The 16408-nt window shown below is 55.1% G+C and carries 11 protein-coding genes; 2 read left to right on the top strand and 9 right to left on the bottom strand.

Annotated features, from left to right (window positions below):
* Window positions 1–27: 27 nt before the first annotated feature.
* The 7 genes from FYC48_RS21425 to FYC48_RS21395 all read right to left on the bottom strand — a co-directional run bounded on the left by FYC48_RS21425 (window position 28) and on the right by FYC48_RS21395 (window position 8917).
* Complete coding sequence (locus tag FYC48_RS21425) at window positions 28–819, bottom strand: PEP-CTERM sorting domain-containing protein (protein ID WP_160149687.1); 792 nt, start codon at window positions 817–819, stop codon at window positions 28–30.
* A gap of 79 nt (window positions 820–898) precedes the next feature.
* The gene (locus FYC48_RS21420; RefSeq protein WP_160149686.1) at window positions 899–1804 is read right to left on the bottom strand and encodes a DUF1559 domain-containing protein; all 906 of its coding nucleotides are present in this window, start codon (window positions 1802–1804) and stop codon (window positions 899–901) included.
* Window positions 1805–2139: 335 nt separating this feature from the next.
* Window positions 2140–3117 carry a PEP-CTERM sorting domain-containing protein gene (locus tag FYC48_RS21415; RefSeq protein WP_149498842.1) on the bottom strand — a complete coding sequence of 326 codons (978 nt, stop codon included), beginning with the start codon at window positions 3115–3117 and terminating at the stop codon, window positions 2140–2142.
* A 114-nt stretch (window positions 3118–3231) separates the two neighbouring features.
* A complete protein-coding gene (locus FYC48_RS21410; protein WP_149498841.1) occupies window positions 3232–4092 on the bottom strand; it encodes a PEP-CTERM sorting domain-containing protein in 861 nt (286 codons plus the stop codon).
* 36 nt (window positions 4093–4128) lie between these two features.
* Complete coding sequence (locus FYC48_RS21405) at window positions 4129–4638, bottom strand: hypothetical protein (RefSeq protein ID WP_149498840.1); 510 nt, start codon at window positions 4636–4638, stop codon at window positions 4129–4131.
* Entirely contained in the window at window positions 4638–5573 is a 936-nt protein-coding gene (locus tag FYC48_RS21400; protein ID WP_149498937.1) for a DUF1559 domain-containing protein, read from the bottom strand. The genes FYC48_RS21405 and FYC48_RS21400 overlap by 1 nt, the downstream gene beginning before the upstream one ends.
* 488 nt (window positions 5574–6061) lie before the next feature.
* Complete coding sequence (locus FYC48_RS21395; RefSeq protein WP_149498839.1) at window positions 6062–8917, bottom strand: WD40 domain-containing protein; 2856 nt, start codon at window positions 8915–8917, stop codon at window positions 6062–6064.
* A gap of 144 nt (window positions 8918–9061) precedes the next feature.
* On the opposite strand from FYC48_RS21395, the gene FYC48_RS21390 reads away from it, so the two are divergent.
* Window positions 9062–9832: an SIMPL domain-containing protein gene (locus FYC48_RS21390; RefSeq protein ID WP_149498838.1), complete on the top strand. Its 771-nt coding sequence runs from the start codon at window positions 9062–9064 to the stop codon at window positions 9830–9832.
* A 224-nt stretch (window positions 9833–10056) separates the two neighbouring features.
* Here FYC48_RS21390 and FYC48_RS21385 read toward each other — a convergent pair whose 3' ends face one another.
* Window positions 10057–10554 carry a hypothetical protein gene (locus FYC48_RS21385; protein ID WP_149498837.1) on the bottom strand — a complete coding sequence of 166 codons (498 nt, stop codon included), beginning with the start codon at window positions 10552–10554 and terminating at the stop codon, window positions 10057–10059.
* 115 nt (window positions 10555–10669) lie between these two features.
* Between FYC48_RS21385 and FYC48_RS21380 the strand changes: the two genes are divergently transcribed.
* On the top strand, window positions 10670–14080 hold the full coding sequence (locus FYC48_RS21380) for a PVC-type heme-binding CxxCH protein (protein ID WP_149498836.1): 3411 nt from the start codon (window positions 10670–10672) through the stop codon (window positions 14078–14080).
* Between the two features lie 299 nt (window positions 14081–14379).
* Here FYC48_RS21380 and dnaX read toward each other — a convergent pair whose 3' ends face one another.
* A complete protein-coding gene (gene dnaX, locus FYC48_RS21375) occupies window positions 14380–16296 on the bottom strand; it encodes a DNA polymerase III subunit gamma/tau (RefSeq protein ID WP_149498835.1) in 1917 nt (638 codons plus the stop codon).
* Window positions 16297–16408 lie beyond the last annotated feature (112 nt).

The following is a 16408-nucleotide window of genomic DNA, read 5'->3' as shown; positions in this document are numbered from 1 at the left end:
AGAGCGACCGACCGCTAGGTTGGTTTGTTACCCGTATGCTCGCACGCGCCTGCGTGTAACCACATAGCCAAAGCCGACGAACCCAAGAAAAGCCAAACTTGAAGGTTCAGGCACCGCTGAGATTGCGTTTACCGTACCGGTCATATTTGCGACGATTCTTCCGTCGAAACCAAAGATTTGTTCTGTATCATCGATTTGATAGCTCAGTTGATTTCCCGAGACACCAAATGTACCGTCATAGTCAACGCCGTAGAACGACATCGTTGTCAGGACATTCAGATCGATGCTAGAAAGAACGCCGTCAGTGAACGTGACGGTATCGTTTGCATCGAGTCCTCCGAAAGTGATCAACACGTCTGTGTTGAAGTATTGACTAAGTCCGTAATCGGACAAGTCTGACTCGACCGATGGTCCCGCCGGGTTTATTCCGTCTCCGTTCGGGTCATGCGTCCAGAAGCCGCTCGTGTCCAGCCCTGTAATCATTGTCGTTTCGATTCCCGATCCAACAATTGATGTTTCGTCGTAAAAGAAACTCCCAACCTGAAACGCCGTCTCACGCGGCCAAATATCGATTCCGCCTCCAGTTTCAGCAAAACCGTTCGTCGCATCAAATGCTCCGTCTTCCACCTGGCTTCCGTTCCAAGGACGCCCCACCTCGTAGTAGGCGAATAAAAAAGGGTGCTCATCATATAGATGGCTCGTCGGATCCATCGTGCTAGCGAGACTCACGGTCGTCTCTGCACGAACCGTGTTCACCGCAAGCTGTAAAACGAATACGACTGACAGCAATGCACTCGATTTTCCGGCGTTCTTGATCATGTAGTAGCTTCTTAGTTGTAGGTGGAAATAGGATGAATGATAAGAAACGGGTGAGCACTGTCGAAACAACCGACACTGATTAGTCATCCAAGAAAACGACTTGACGGTCATCATGTTGCGCGAGATGCCACCAGGTTTCAAAATCCATGGAATCGCTGATGAAGCGGACCGAACCGTCCAGCATCGAAACGTGTAATCCGCCCGGATGAAAGCTGTAGGGCGTATGGTTGTTTCGACAGTTCAAAAAGTCCGGCCCCGATGGCCAAAAGTTATTCGGGTCGCTATCACAAACCACGCTGTAAAATTGGGCGCCGTTTGGGCCAGCCCAAGCAGAATAGGCGTAAGGAGATTCGCCCAAGTATCGGCCCCGGTGCCAAAGCGAATCGCCACCTGCTTTTTCGACTTGAAAGATGGTGTTGCTTAGCCCATCAAGAACATCTTGAAAGCCACGATAGCGACCTTGTGGCGGATCCGTCAGTCCCCAAATCCATTGCATCAAACCGTACTTTCGCGTGTACGACGAATCGTGAACTTGAGCGATACTGAAATAGTCGGTGATGCCGCCACGAATGTCGCCTCCGACGACTCCCATGATGCCCGACAATTCGATCGTGCCATCACCATCGGGGTTCGATGGGCAAACAAGTGTCGGAACATGATTGCGGACAACCTCTTGATTGTCTGGGTGGTAGCAGCCTTTAATCTCGTCGTATTTGGACAACAAATTGCCTTGTTCAATGTAGGGGGCCAAGGCAATGTACATTCCGTTGACTGAAATGGGCGCGACCGGCGGTCGAGAATAGACAGACCAACCTACCGGCACCTTTTTGAAGGTTGACTCATAGTTGTGCAGGGCAAGTCCAATCTGTTTCAAGTTGTTACTGCACTGCATCCGTCTCGCCGCCTCGCGAGCCGCCTGGACCGCCGGCAATAGCAATCCGACCAGCACACCGATGATTGCGATCACAACCAGCAGTTCAATCAACGTGAATCCGCTGGTGAGGCGTGTGCGAACGATAGTCGGGGCATGAGTTTTAAGCAGGTCAACACGAGTCTTTAGGTTTAAACATCTGGAAAGCACCCTCCCGCTTGCGGGAGGGTCGGACGAGCAAACGGCCGGGGAGGGGCCCTCTCCGGGCCTGAAGGCCCGACTCTCCCAGTGGGAGAGTGAAATGACTTCAGCCGAATCATTCGTGTTCAACTGCATAATCACGGTGATACCTTTCGATGTATATTCTTCCGCGTTTTCGGTGACCCAGGCCGGGCCTGCCGGCATCATGTTCAACCGCAGAGAGGCCGTCGGTACGGGAAGTACAAAACCTAATTCATCGGGGCTTTGCGACGGTGACGACGCAAACCAACAACCCCAAAGATCAAGCCCAACGAAACCAGCGACGACGGCTCGGGAACGGCCGACACAGAGGCGATACCACTGCGATTGAAGACCATGTTGATGCCACTGAAAATCGCTACGCTTTGGGTTTGCTCGACATTGAACGCGTAATTCAAACCCGAAGCGGTGAAGTCGCCAGTGAAGGTTGTCGATGTGAATGCGTTGGGGGGATCTTGAAACGGTATGTTCCCGATTCGCATCAGAACCGACAAGTCGCCGTCCAAGTCCATGGACGTAAGGATTCCATCTTCAAACGTGAGTCCCGTGCCGGTGACATTTGATAGCGATACGTTGTAGATCGTGGATGCATTCCCCGCACCGGAACCATCGTTGTGTTCGCTGTACACCGTTGAAAACGGCGAAATAGGGAATGGATTACTGGGGACCCCACCTACCGTATAGGGTCCGCCGTCACCGTTCGTCGTCCCGTCCCAATTATAAGTGTCAAAATTAAATGTCAGTGCCCCAACGTCGACATTCTCGATTCCAGATCCTGTGATCAACGAACTATCAAAACTAATCTGTCCCGCACTCATCGTTGAGAAATTTGAGTCGGTGATGTTTTGATTATTGATCGAGATTGGTGCACCATTAAATGTGCCTGAAGCAAAATTAGCGAAAGCACTATAGTCCGACGACGTGGACTGCGGCGAAGCAATGATCGCGGAGTACCTGCCATCGGCCATGCGATAGTTGGCGTAGTCAGGCAACCCGTTGTGAGACGGATCGGGATTGCCCATTGAGTCTTTCCCTTCAATTCCGTTTTGTGTGCCACTCGTCTTGAAATTTGAAATAGCCAAATAGCCCGTCGCTGGCCCTCCAAGCTCAATGATCGTCTCGGCGACGGCCATGCCCGTGATATTCACTAACAGCGCGGCGGTGGCCGCAGCCAATAACTTCTTCATCTGGTTCACCTTCGTGTAAAGAAAGACTTCAACTCGCTGGCTGGTCCCAGAAAAATCTCAACACTTGGGATTGGCTTGCTGCTAACAAAAACGGATTTGATCGTGATTCGTCGACTATGGACCTTTCGGTATCGCATCTCCCCGACGTCTTCTGCGGAACGCAACCGCTGCGGTACCAACAACAAGCATGACAAGGCTGTTGGGCTCGGGGACCGCGCTGATTGAGTAGCTTCCCACCTGGTTGATCGTACCGCTCAGGTTCGCTTGGAACGTCGACGGCAATCCACCAAGAATTGCAATGGGCTCGGTATCGTCGATCTGATAGCTAATCGAGTCGCCGGTCGCTGAGAAGATACCATCGTAGGTGACCGTTTCTGTAAACGCGGAGAATGACAGTGTTGTCGTGACGTTAAAATCCACGCTGGTCAAAACGCCATCGGTAAAGGTCACCGTATCCGTTGCATCAATTCCGCCAAATTTGATCTCGCCATCGCCGTCAAAGAACGCTAATCCGAAGGCGTGATCGGAGATGTCGCTTAACACGGACGGACCCAAGCTGGGGTTGGTACGATTCGGGTCGTTCTTCCAGAATTCGCTTGGATTCAGATTGGTGATCACCCTGGTTTCCGTACCGACTCCTGTAAGCCCCGTCTCGTCAAACGAAAACGAGCCGATCAAGAAGTTCGCTTCCCGTGGGAACATATCCATTGGATCGCCAAAGCCCGTGCCTGTGTCCGATGGATTCTCTCGTTCTGCGTAGTTGCCAGGGCCGTCACGGTCTCCGGTGGACGTGGCTGTCCCCAGCGTCCCATCGCCATTGTTGATTCGCCAGTACGAACCTGTCACTTGGTTTTCAGCCAAATACCCCGCTGGATTCATGGAACTAGCAAGGCTAACAGTCTCCGCATTTATGGCGGGACTGCTGAAAGCTATCAGCACATAGGTAACTGCGAACGCCATCAAAAATCGTTTCATTCTTTATCCTCTAAACTGAGATACCTAGCGCAAGAATCAAAGTTGAATCGTAGGGATCTCGTTCACTTCTTGTTCAGCGACATTGACGCTCCACTCTGTTTTCTTTGCATCGAAGTACTTCCCGGCAAATCGATCAGGCGGGCCATCGGGAATCATGGGAGGCGTCTTGGCTTTGCCGCGACCTGTATTGTTTGTCAATTCCGCCATCGGATCGGCATCCATCTCGGGTGGCCAAAACAAGATCAGTTTGTACGACCCCGCTGGGGCTCCATCCCCGGTAGCGTAGGTCATCACGTCGTAGTGACCTCGCTCGTCCGTGACGCCACCGGGTTTCAAGTTTTCTTTCGCAGCAATGGATCCATCTTCAGGGATCAGTTGGAGTACGACTCCCGCGGCCGGAACGCGTTCGAACATTACGGTGCCACTTACCGGATAGACGTCAACTCGCTCGTTACCTCGACCGCCGCAGCCCTCAGACGACGACAACACGATCGCGATCAGCAGCACTACAAACCATGAACAGGGCGTCTTGGATCTGGACAACATCAAAACTCCTCCGTGACAACTTCACGATCGTCGTGACGAGCTAACCGCCACCAAGTATCAAAGTCCATCGACTCAGTGATGAAATGGACCGAACCGTCGCAGTTAAGGATATGCAAGCCGCCGGGATGAAAGCTGTAGGGCGTGTGATTGTTGCGGCAGTTCAAGAAATCCTGACCGGACGGAAAGGGCGACAAGGGATTGCTATCGCAAACGACACTATAGAACTGCGCTCCATTCGGACCCGCCCATGCTGAATAAGCATAAGGTTGCTCGCCGACGTAACGCCCTCGGTGCCAAAGTGAGTCGCCACCGGCTTTCTCGACCAAGAAAATCGTTGTGCTTAGTCCATCCATCACGTCCTGAAAGCCTCTGTAGTGGCCGTCAGGAGGATTCGACAGACCCCAAATCTCCTGCATGATTCCTTTTTCGCGCCTATAGGTGCTGTCATGAACGTCACGGACGCCGAAGTAATCGGTAATCGCACCCCGCATGTTTGGGTGCAGCACGCCCAAGCCCTCGAGTTCCACCAATTGGTCTGCTTCGGGGTTGGAGGGACAAGCAAGCGTCGGAATCGTCTTTTGGACGATCTCTTGGTTGTCCGGGTGATAGCAGCCCTTGATCTCATCGTATCCGGGAACGAGATCACCCTTCTCAAAATAGGGTGCCAAAGAAATGAACAGCCCATTGACCGAAATCGGAGCGACGGGAGGGCGTGAATAAATCGACCATCCCACAGGCAACTTCTTGTAAGCCGATTCGTAGTTGTGTAATGCCAGCCCGATTTGACGAAGGTTGTTGCTGCAAGACATCCGACGCGCCGACTCTCGCGCCGACTGCGCTGCGGGCAGCAGAATAGCGACGAGTACGCCGATGATGGCAATCACCACCAGCAACTCAATCAATGTGAAACCAACTGTCTTGCGCCAGCGAGACATTGAACCTACAAATTAATGGTCAAATGGGCTGGCTACAAAACCGGATAAGCGAACTACCACTGATGGGCGACGCTATAGTTCTTGGCTGGCGGGAGAATGCCGTTGAGAGTTATTCTCATCAACGAGCAGTATTGAGTCTATTCACAGTCATTGAATATTCAAGTGGGGGATTAATGAATCGTCGTTCAATCTGTTTCGACCCGCAAACACGCTTTCGCAGCCAAAGTTTCTCCGAACAGAACGTTCGGTGGACTTGGAGGGGATCTTCACAAGGGAACTGAGTTGCCCGTTAAGCTAGACAGGAACAACTTTTCCGGGAGGAGGGGCTGTTGAGCTTCACTGAAATCGTCTTGCTCGCAACCGTTTGCGTCATTAGCCAGCATCGAAGGGTTGGGTATACACGCACCAGCACTAACCCAACGCCAATTGTGCTGCCAAATGCGAAACATGATTGGGCGAGGCAAGTCGATGAAAGTTGTGACCGATTGCTACTTCACTTCAACGATGATCGGGTGTGAGCACAGGCCGCCGTCGACATTGGCGGTCAGGAAGAACGAACGCCGACCTGGTTTGGCGGTTGGGTCGGCGGTGATGAAGAACTCGCGCTGCGACGCACCGCGCACAATCAATAGCCCGTTCAGCCCGATATTGTCGACATAAACTCCTTGGGTCGCGTTGCGTCCAGAAAACTCTTTGCCAAACGAAACTTCGTTGACGAAGCTGGCTTTGCGATCAAGTTGAACTCTGGCGGATACCGTTTCCCCACGTTTGACTGGCAAGACCCAGTCTTCGTACTTAGTGATCTCACCATCGATCGGATGGATGGAAGGGATTACTTGGGGCGTCGATGCTTCCACGCTTAGTTTACCGATCGTCCCGGCGGGGCGTTCGACTCGTTTCCCGTTGATCATCGCCCAGGCTGTGATTTTGGGTTCGACAAGGCCACTCCACGCAACCTCACCATCGGAGTCTTGGATGGATTCTTGATCGGATTCATTGTGGGGCAGTCCCGGAGGCGCCCAAACAACGCCGTTGGCTGACTTGAGTCCTGCTTCTACCGTAAGCGGGAAGTTGCTGACCAGTTGATCCGGCAGTCCTTCGATCTCGAATGTCACCGGTCCTTGGAAGCCATCGAGCCGATCGACGTTCACGCTAAATTCACGACCGGTTGCCGGACGAAGTGGTTTCTTGATCGTGCCGGTGCTGGCACGAAAACCAGGGGAAGCGGCGCGAAGCGTCAGTCGATACGCGTAGTTCTCTCCTCCTTCGAGACGTGTGTCGGTGATCCTGACGGTGTAGGTTGCATCGCGGGGCGCGACGAACACTAGCCGACTGTTTTTTCCGGCTGATCGCATCGGGTCGTCATCGTTTTCATAAGTCAACTCGAAGACCGGTAAGCCATTTGCCAACGGCGGTTCGTCGGTGCCAAGTGGACGCACGATGTAGGCCGGTTCGCCAAGCGCATGGGTGGTCCCGCTGGTTCCGAAATACGTCCATCGCTGTCCTTGTCCGGGGTAAACGTTGAATCCCGAATCGGGACCACGTGGGTGCATCATCAACCGGGTCACTTCACCGGCGGCATAAAAATACTGCCCCAGATCCATTTCCTGCCAGTTAAAGACACGAAAGTCATTGCTCTGTTCACTGTCTTTGCCTCGGAACGTAAAGTACGAATCGCGGATTGCTTGCAGGCGAACGCGTTGCACCGGTCGATCGTCTTCGTCAAAGATTGTGACGATTGGATCAAGTCGGCTGTCGCTAACCGCATCGGCATCGATCGCCCAGACTTCGCCGCGGTGGCAAGGCCAACGATAAAAGTCGGCTTGACCGGTATCGCTGATTTCGCCCTCAACTGAAACACTGCGCCCGACGTCCAGAATCCGAACGTTCTCGCCGGCTAGGTCTCGCAGTTTGCGCTCGCTGACCGACGTCGGAGCCGGTAGGTCCAGGTAAATTTTCTCCGCCATGCCGACGGAGTGTGTTGAGTCGTGTGTCGTGAGTCGGGTCGGCAGATTACGCCGGACGATGTTGCCATCAATCGTCGCGACAGAAATAGAATCGCCATCGGCGGCGAACGCCAAGTCGGTGCCCATGGCGGAAAGGCTTTCGAGTGACGCGACCGTCTGCCAATTTTTCGTTGATAGGACTTTGATGTTTCCGGATTGAACCAAAACGACCAGAAGCTGTTCGTCGGGCGAGAGGGCAAAGTTTGTCAGCGGCGTTTCATCAATGAATCGGGTCGCGATCAGAGGATTGATTTGCGGTTGTTCGATCGAACGCAGTTGCCAGACACGCAATCGGTTGTCGGCGCTAGTAGCGATGACGAATCGGCCGTCACGCGAAAAATCAATTGCGGTGACTTCGCCTTCGGGTTGGCCGAGCGTATCGAGTCGTTTGCCGGTTGCGACATTCCATAGTTTTGCCGTTTCGTCGGCGCATGCGCTCGCGAGGACTTTGCCGTCAGGCGAAAACGCGAGGTCAAAGATCGCTCCGTTGTGTCCGTTTAATTCACGTTTTACTTCACCGTTACGGGCATCCCAAAGCACAATCGCTTGGTCATATCCGGCGGTCGCGATCAGTGACTCGTCCGGTGAAAACACGGCGGCATACAGTGTGTCGCGGTGGCCGACAAATTCTTGCTCCAGCGTCCCGTCATCGGTGCGATAGATTGCCGCGCGACCGTAGGCTCCGGTTAAGCCGCTGCCGACAAGGATTCGCGTTGCGTCTTTGGAAAAGGCAAGCGAATTGACTTTGCCAAGATCATCGTCCTCGATCGTGAATGTGGTAACATCATCGGTCCGAATCTCAACCGATTGGAACGTTGCGAATGCGGTTCGTGATTGATCGGGAGCGACCGCGATGGCGGTGATTGGCTTGGCGACGTTCTCACTGGCTTTGATATCCGGGGTGCGAAGTTTTCGTTTGATCGGAAGATCGCCTTGTGGGCCGGGGGCCCCTTGATCGATCCAGCGCGTCAGCGTTTCGACTTCTTTTTCACTGGGGCCGTCTTCGCCATCCGGCGGCATGATCGGGTTCATCTTGCCGGTCACCAGCAACAACAGGCGACTGCTGCTTGACGTGCCGGGCGTGATCGCGATACCCGACTCGCCTCCTCGGAGCAATGTTTCGAAAGAGTCCATCGCAAATCCGCCCTCGGGACCATCTGCATTATGACATCCGATGCAATGAGTTTCGAAAATCGGCAGAACGTCATTGACGTAATCAATTTGGTCATCGGCGTGGCCATTGCGGACGGACGGCAAAGCCAGACAGGCGAATGACAAAACAAACAGCCAAACGGATCGTGGGCTGAACGATCGGGGAACCGGGCGATCTTGGGGCATCGGTGGGACCTTGCGTGACTATTTCCGGTTGAATTTGAGAGAGGCGGGGGAGACTATTGTAACCATGATTCACCGGCGATCCTTGCTCGTGGCGGATGGAAAACCACAGATGCGAGGACAACTTTTTCTCTCAGGAACCTATCCATGAACAAGACAACCGATTCGAAAATGAGGTTGCCGATGATTGCCGCCGTCACTTTCGCCATGTTGACTGCGTCAATAGTGAACTCCCCTGCCGCTTTTGCGGACAACCACGCCGACAGTGTGCGCGGGCCCAGTATCACCGTTAGCGGGACAGGCGAGGTGTCTGCCGATCCTGACTTGGCGATGGTCAACGTCGGCGTCGTTAGCGAAGCCAAGACGGCTAAGGAAGCATTGGCGGCTAATAACGAGGCGATGCGAAATCTATTCGCTCAGCTCGACAAACTTGGCATCGACCAACGCGATCGCCAGACCGCCCACTTCAACGTTTCACCACAATATGATCATCAACGTCCACAGCCCGGTCGGTCGGTCGATCCCAACAAACCACGAATCATCGGCTATCAGGTCACCAACGATGTTCGTGTGAAGGTGCGTGAGATCTCGCGGGTCGGAGAAATCCTGGACGCAGTCATTCAGGGTGGTAGTAACCGAATCAATGGGATTTCGTTTTCGGTTGAGGATGACGAAGCGGCGATGCGTGAAGCTCGTGTCAAAGCCGTCAAGGACGCTCAGGCAAAAGCGAAATTGTTGTGTGAAACAGCGGGTGCAGAGCTTGGCAACGTCATCGAAATCCATGAAGCCGGCGCCGGCCCATCACCACGACGCCCCGAAATGATGATGATGGCTCAGGCAAGATCAGTTCCGGTCGCACCGGGGGAGCAAACGATTTCGGCCAGTGTCACGATGACGTTCCAAATCAAAGCCGAGTGACCGCGAGCACGATTTAGCAAAACGTCGTCTTCGCTTCGTAGAGACGCTGTCCCGGCGCCTTCCGCCGACATGTGCGTCTCATGCTCCGTTTGACCGAATGTTTGGGTTCGGCTCATCGGCCGACCGGTGTTAGCTCCGGTTATTGCACCGAAACCGTGGCAAACGCCATACGGCTAATCCAATTTTCAAAGGTTGGCGAAGCACTAGCCAGGCACCTGCCCGTGCTAAACGAGCGCTTGGCTATAGCACAGAAAGAACAGTCCGAGATGGATCGGCAGCGCTGCCAGTGCTGCCAAGCGGAAACGCTTGTTCGAAAACAGTCCGATCAGCGAAAGTCCGGTTCCTAACATGGTGACCAGCACGCCGCCGGCTGGGAACCAAAAGTAGCCCAGTGCGGCGAAGATCACGATCGTCAACGCTGCCGTCGCGGCACCCATGGAGGTGTAGAGGAATGGCCCGAAGTCTGCATAAGCAGCTTCTCCGGAACCTGTTCGCGGCGAACGTCCGGTGGTGCTAGGCGGCGGGTCGACACGAAATGGCGATCCGACACGAATTTCTTCGCCGCCGGATTCTTCGCCGGCATGCCGGGCATGACTTTCCGGTTCGTTAGGCTGCGCGACCAGCTTGGCCACAAACGGGGGAGCTTGATCGCTGGATACATTCGACTGATCGACTTGGGGGGGAATCGATTGGTCGCTGCTTTCGCTGTTGGGCCCGTTCATGTCGGAAACTTTTCACCTGTGTTTGGCAATCCGACCTCGCTGATTCGATGCCGGTGCGACTATTCTAATGTTTGAACCAGTGGAAATCACTTTTCGTCGTTGTATTTGATCGCTGATGACATCCTTTCAAGCTCTTCTTTCGTCTGAATGTCCGTCGTTCTCGTTGGGGGCTGCTCTCGTGACGGGGGCACGTCGACGTCTGCATTTTTCGGCGTTGATTTTGGCATTCACCGGTGGATTGCAAACCGCCTCCGCGGTCGATTTGAACGCGATCGAGCCCTTAAAACCAGAGATCGCAGAAGCGTCCGACGAACCTGCCGAAGCGATGGCGGCGATTCGATTGGCAGAAGGCTGGGACATCAATTTATGGGCCGCAGAGCCGAATTTGGCCAACGTTGTTGCCTTTGATATTGACCGGCAAGGCCGCGTGTATGTCTGCGAAACGTTTCGGCAAAACCGTGGCGTCACGGACAACCGTGGGCACGATCGAAATTGGCTGTTGGCCGATTTGGCTGCCAAAACGGTCCAGGATCGAATCGAGTATCACAAGCGGCTACTCGGCGATGGGGCAGTCACGTACGCCCAGCACGACGATCGAATTCGTCGTTTAGCGGACACCGATGGCGATGGCAAAGCAGACGAAAGTGTGATTGTCGCCGATGGGTTCAACCATCTCGAAGAAGGCACCGGGGCGGGCGTGTTGGCGATCGGAAACGACGTTTATTACACCTGCATCCCTAAGCTTTGGAAGTTGGTCGACCAAGACGGTGACGGCCGGACCGACGAACGTGTCGTGCTGAGCGACGGATATGGCGTGCGGGTGGCTTTTCGCGGTCATGACATGCACGGGTTAATTCGTGGCTACGACGGCAGACTTTATTTCACCATCGGCGATCGCGGTTACCACCTCCGCAATCAAGAGGGCGAAATGCTGTCCGATCCGGCCAGCGGCGCGATGTTCCGCTGCGAACTCGATGGCAGTCGCCTTGAGGTTTATGCCCGTGGGCTTCGCAACCCGCAAGAAATCGCGTTCAACGATCGCGGCGATTGGTTCACCGTTGACAATAACAGTGACAGCGGCGACCAAGCTCGGATCGTGCACTTGCTGCAAGACAGCGACACCGGATGGCGGATGTACTACCAGTACTTGCCCGATCGTGGGCCATTCAATCGCGAGAAAATCTGGCATCCTCAGAACGACGACCAACCCGCGGCAATCGTTCCGCCGGTCGAAAACTTTACCGACGGACCCAGCGGTTTGGTGTATTACCCGGGGACCGGATTCGGCGATCGCCTTAACGATACGTTTTTGATTTGTGATTTTCGCGGCGGTCCTAGCAACAGCGGTATCCGTAGCTTCAAGTTGGAACCCAACGGTGCGACGTACAAGCTCGGTGAAAACGAGCAACCGGTTTGGACGTGCTTGGCGACCGATGTCGCCTTTGGTAGTGATGGCGGTTTGTACGTCAGCGACTGGGTTAACGGTTGGGACGGTTTGGGCAAAGGCCGCTTGTATCGAATCACCGATCCGGAGCACCAAAAAACTCCGATCGTTACCGAAGTGAAAGAGATTCTGGCCAGCAACCTGACGACCGTTGACAGTGATTCGTTGGCAAGTTTTCTTGGGCATGTTGACCGACGCGTTCGATTGGAAAGCCAGTGGGAATTGGCCGCGCGAGGCGACGTACCGACGCTTGCCGGAGTGGCCGGCGGGGCCACAGACGCGAGGACGCGTTTGCACGCAGTTTGGGGACTCGGCGAGATTGCCCGTAAGAATGGCAAAGACGCGGCAGCGAAATCGGCGTTGTTGAAGTCGCTCTCTGATCAAAGTGCGGACGTCCGATTTGCCGTACTGACGATCGCCGGCGAGCAGGGCTGGACCGAGATTGCCAAAGCCGCGCAGGTGATGGTCGGCGAGTCCGACGCTCGCTTGCGATATGCCGCCATCGATGCACTCGGTCGGATCAAAGCCACCGATGCGATTAGTGACGTGTTAAATCGCATTACCGGCGACGACATGAAAGACGCCGCGATCCGGCATGCCGCAGCGATGTACCTTTCTCGTGCCGCCGACGGCGCGAAACTAGTCGCCTTGGCCAAACACCCGTCAGTCGAAGTTCGCCGGTTGGCCGTCGTCGCCCTCCGGCGTCAATCCAGCGGCGAAGTTGCCGCGTTCTTGAAAGACAAAGATCCTCAAGTCGTGCTCGAAGCCGCACGTGCGATTCACGACAAGCCGATCGCAGTCGCGATGCCGGCTCTCGCAAAATTGATTTCCGGCAACCTGGATCAGGAAGCGATCACGTGGCGGGTGATCAACGCAAACTATCGACTCGGTGGGCCGGATCAGGCCTCTGCCTTGGCCACATTTGCGACGCGGAATGACATCGATCCGAAAATGCGAATCGAAGCTTTGGACATGTTAAACCAATGGGCCGAACCGGATCCGCTTGATCGCGTGATCGGTGACTATCGACCGATCTCATCTCGAAGTTCTATCGTCGCCCAGACCGCATTGACGCCGCATATCGATCTGCTCATGGCGGCGCCCGAAAAAGTGCGTCTCAAAGCGATCGACACCGCGTCGGAACTGGGGATCGCGAAAATCGCTCAAGTCCTCGAGAAGCAGGTCCAAGATCCCGCGCGTTCGGTCGAGTCACGATCGAAGTTACTCGTCGCGCTGTCGCGTCTAGATCCTGCGGTCGCGGTCAAGATCGCCAAGAGTATTTCCGGTGAAGCAACCGTTGGTGACATGGGATTGGCCAAGTTGACGGTGTTGTCGCAGCGATCGCCCGCCGATTCGATCGATATCTTCGTCGCGGCCTCGACAAGCCCTGACGTTAGGGTTCAACAAAAGGCGTGGGACATCCTCGCGAAGCAATCTGTCCCACAAGCCAAACAAGCGATCGAAAACGCCGTCGCGAAATACTTAGATGGCAAGCTCGATCCGCGTGTGCATTTGAATGTGATCGAGGCTGCGAGCGAGAAACTCAATCCGGAACTGCAATCGAAACTCGCCGCCTATCGAGAATCACTCGGCAAAGACGACCCGCTCGGACCTTGGCTGGACTCGCTCGCCGGTGGTGATCCTGAGCTTGGCGGCAAATTATTCTTTGGAAAGACAGAACTGTCGTGCGTTCGTTGCCATCAGGTCGGTCGGTCCGGCGGCCAGGTAGGTCCGAACCTGACAGTGATCGGCAAGCAACGCGATCCTCGCTACTTGCTCGAATCGATTTGCCTGCCCGACGCCAAGATTGCCGAGGGCTTTGAAACGGCCGTCATCATCGATATCGATGGACGCGTTCATAGCGGGATCGTCAGAGTGGAAAATGATGACGTATTGGAACTGATGCTGGCCGATGGGACGCTAAAAACGATTGCCCAGGATGACATCGAGGTCCGCAAAAAAGGCAAGTCGTCGATGCCGGCCGACTTGATCAAGCAAATGACCGCCCGCGAGTTACGTGACCTGGTGGCTTACCTGTCAAGTCTGCAAGTCGATCCTCGCGGAGCTGACGACGTGGAGTAGTCCGGCGGGGTGACACCCAGACACTTCGGTCAATGTGATCGGAGCCAAAACATGAGCCGGGCGCGCTAACAGAGTGCCCGGCTTTTCGTTGGTTTGGACCGGCTTCTAGCGACGCAGGCCCGACGCTAGGCGTTCGTCTCATGGGCTCGGAGAGGTGTGCGTTGGGGCCTCCCGTTCGCGGAAAGAATGGCGGCGTTGCTGATCGGCCTGTTGATTTAAATCCATGGAGCGTTCAACGATCGGCCGAAGAACCGCACGCTATCGCGTATGCGGCTGATTATATCCACAGGCCGTGATCATTAGCTCTTCGGATCGATCTTGACCAATTCCGCTTGGAACGTTTTCAAAGCCGATTGAACCCAGGGGTGCGATTCGATCTCACGAATCCGTTCCATGCGCTCTTTCGCGGTGGCTTTGGGGGATGCCGGAGCAACTTTTTTCGCCTTTTGTCGCGCCGCACCTTCGACCAGTGTCAGATTGACGGAGTCACCGGTAATGTTGGCCAAAACTTCAGTGACGGTGCCGCGGTGTTCTGGCAAATTCATCCGCCGCATTGCCATCCCCGAGTCCGATGGGAACACCAACTCGATGACTGGTTTACCACTCTTTTCATCGTGGCTGTACCGAAGATCCGCCATCGAAGCGATTGACGCGGTCATTTGCGGCACGTGTTTGAGAGCTTCTGAAAATACTTGCTCGACGTTTTGAGCTCCCAACGCCATTCGTGGCAAGGTGGCGGTCGCCGTGCCGGTTGATTCGCTGTTTGGCGGATCATTCGCTGGTGAAGCGTCCGGTGATCTTGGGGGCGAAGTTGTTCCGTTTGTGGCGGCAGGGGCCGGTGTCGCAGCCGTTTCGGCAGGCGGCATTGGTGCCGCAACAGCCGGTTGCGGCGTGGTGTCCGCAAGCGTTTCAGAACCAGGACTCGGCGTCGTCTTGGCCGGCGCCGGATCGCGCGTTGCGGCCGGTGATGGTGCCGGTTCGGCAGTGACGGGGGGGCTATTGGTTAGCTTTTTTTTTTCGCCACCAGGCCGAGCGGCACCGGAAAGGCTTTGTCCACTTTTCGCGGCCGCCGCCAAGTCGGAGATTGATTGCAAGTCGGGAAGATTACAAATCTGAATCAGCGTCGATTCCAGCAGCACGCGCCCGTAGACACTGTGCCGGATTCGAACCAACGTTTGGTCGATCAACCCGACGACCGCGAGGACCGTTTGAAGTCCCCACGAGTCAGCCAATTTTTTTAATTCGTCGTGCATCGAAGCAGCAGTGTGCCGTTGCAGCGATGGATCACAGCCGACCGAAACGGCCATCAAGTCACGAAAGTAACCGAGCAATTGTTCGGCGATCCGTCCCGCATCGACACCGGCATCGATCGCAGCGTCGAGTTGTTTTAGTGCCGAGGCGGCGTCGCGATCACACATCGCCGTCGCCAATCGATGCAGTCGCTCATCGTCGGCGGTGCCTAACATTGAATGGACTTGGTCCGCCGTCAGATGACCATCGCTGAAGCTGAGCACTTGTTCGAGCAGCGATTGGCTGTCACGCATCGAACCGGCCGCACGCCGGGCCACCAATTCCAACGCCTCATCGTCCGCCTGGGCATTTTCGGCGGTGACAATTTCCCGCAGTCGTCCAACGATTTTCGCCACTTCGACCGGGGCAAAATCAAACCGTTGGCAGCGGCTCAGCACCGTGATCGGCATCTTTTCCGGATCGGTGGTGCAGAAAATGAACTTCACATGCTCGGGGGGCTCTTCGAGCGTCTTCAGCAGCGCGTTAAACGCCGCCTGCGTCAGCATGTGGACTTCGTCGATGATATAAATCTTGAAACGAGATCGACTGGGGCGGACCCCCACATTGGCGCGAAGCGAACGGATCTCGTCGATGCCGCGGTTGCTGGCACCGTCGATTTCAATCACATCGATATCTTCGCCCACATCGATCGCCTGGGCGATGTCGCTTGAACCGTCAAATTCGGCACTCGGGCCGTCGGGGTTGTTGAGCGCCTTGGCGAAAATGCGGGCGGTGCTGGTCTTCCCCACCCCTCGGGCACCGGTGAATAAATACGCATGGCCGACACGCCCGGTTTCGATCGCATTTGCCAGTGCCCGGCCGACATGTTCCTGGCCGACCAATTCGCCAAAATTTCGCGGCCGATAGCGGCGGGCGACGACGACGTAGGAAGAATCTTTTTCGCTGGCGGGAGCGGCGTCGGACATACGGGAAAAGCGTTCGGGGAACTATCGAAAACCTGATCGTTACGCATCCTACACGAAAACACAAGAGACCGCCTTGCGGGGTTCACTCTCGGAATCATGTGGCCAAATCGTT

The sequence above is a fragment of the Roseiconus lacunae genome, assembly GCF_008312935.1.
Lineage (GTDB): Bacteria > Planctomycetota > Planctomycetia > Pirellulales > Pirellulaceae > Stieleria > Stieleria lacunae.
The sequence above is the reverse complement of the archived record's forward strand: the minus strand, read 5'-3'. Positions and strand labels throughout refer to the sequence as shown.

Bases quoted from the DNA above. Each gene is read 5' to 3' on its own strand.
- FYC48_RS21425 (WP_160149687.1), bottom strand. From the start codon at position 819: ATGATCAAGAACGCCGGAAAATCGAGTGCATTGCTGTCAGTCGTATTC.
- FYC48_RS21410 (WP_149498841.1), bottom strand. From the start codon at position 4,092: ATGAAACGATTTTTGATGGCGTTCGCAGTTACCTATGTGCTGATAGCT.
- FYC48_RS21400 (WP_149498937.1), bottom strand. From the start codon at position 5,573: ATGTCTCGCTGGCGCAAGACAGTTGGTTTCACATTGATTGAGTTGCTG.
- FYC48_RS21380 (WP_149498836.1), top strand. From the start codon at position 10,670: ATGACATCCTTTCAAGCTCTTCTTTCGTCTGAATGTCCGTCGTTCTCG.
- FYC48_RS21390 (WP_149498838.1), top strand. From the start codon at position 9,062: ATGAACAAGACAACCGATTCGAAAATGAGGTTGCCGATGATTGCCGCC.
- dnaX (WP_149498835.1), bottom strand. From the start codon at position 16,296: ATGTCCGACGCCGCTCCCGCCAGCGAAAAAGATTCTTCCTACGTCGTC.
- FYC48_RS21415 (WP_149498842.1), bottom strand. From the start codon at position 3,117: ATGAAGAAGTTATTGGCTGCGGCCACCGCCGCGCTGTTAGTGAATATC.
- FYC48_RS21405 (WP_149498840.1), bottom strand. From the start codon at position 4,638: ATGTTGTCCAGATCCAAGACGCCCTGTTCATGGTTTGTAGTGCTGCTG.
- FYC48_RS21385 (WP_149498837.1), bottom strand. From the start codon at position 10,554: ATGAACGGGCCCAACAGCGAAAGCAGCGACCAATCGATTCCCCCCCAA.
- FYC48_RS21395 (WP_149498839.1), bottom strand. From the start codon at position 8,917: ATGCCCCAAGATCGCCCGGTTCCCCGATCGTTCAGCCCACGATCCGTT.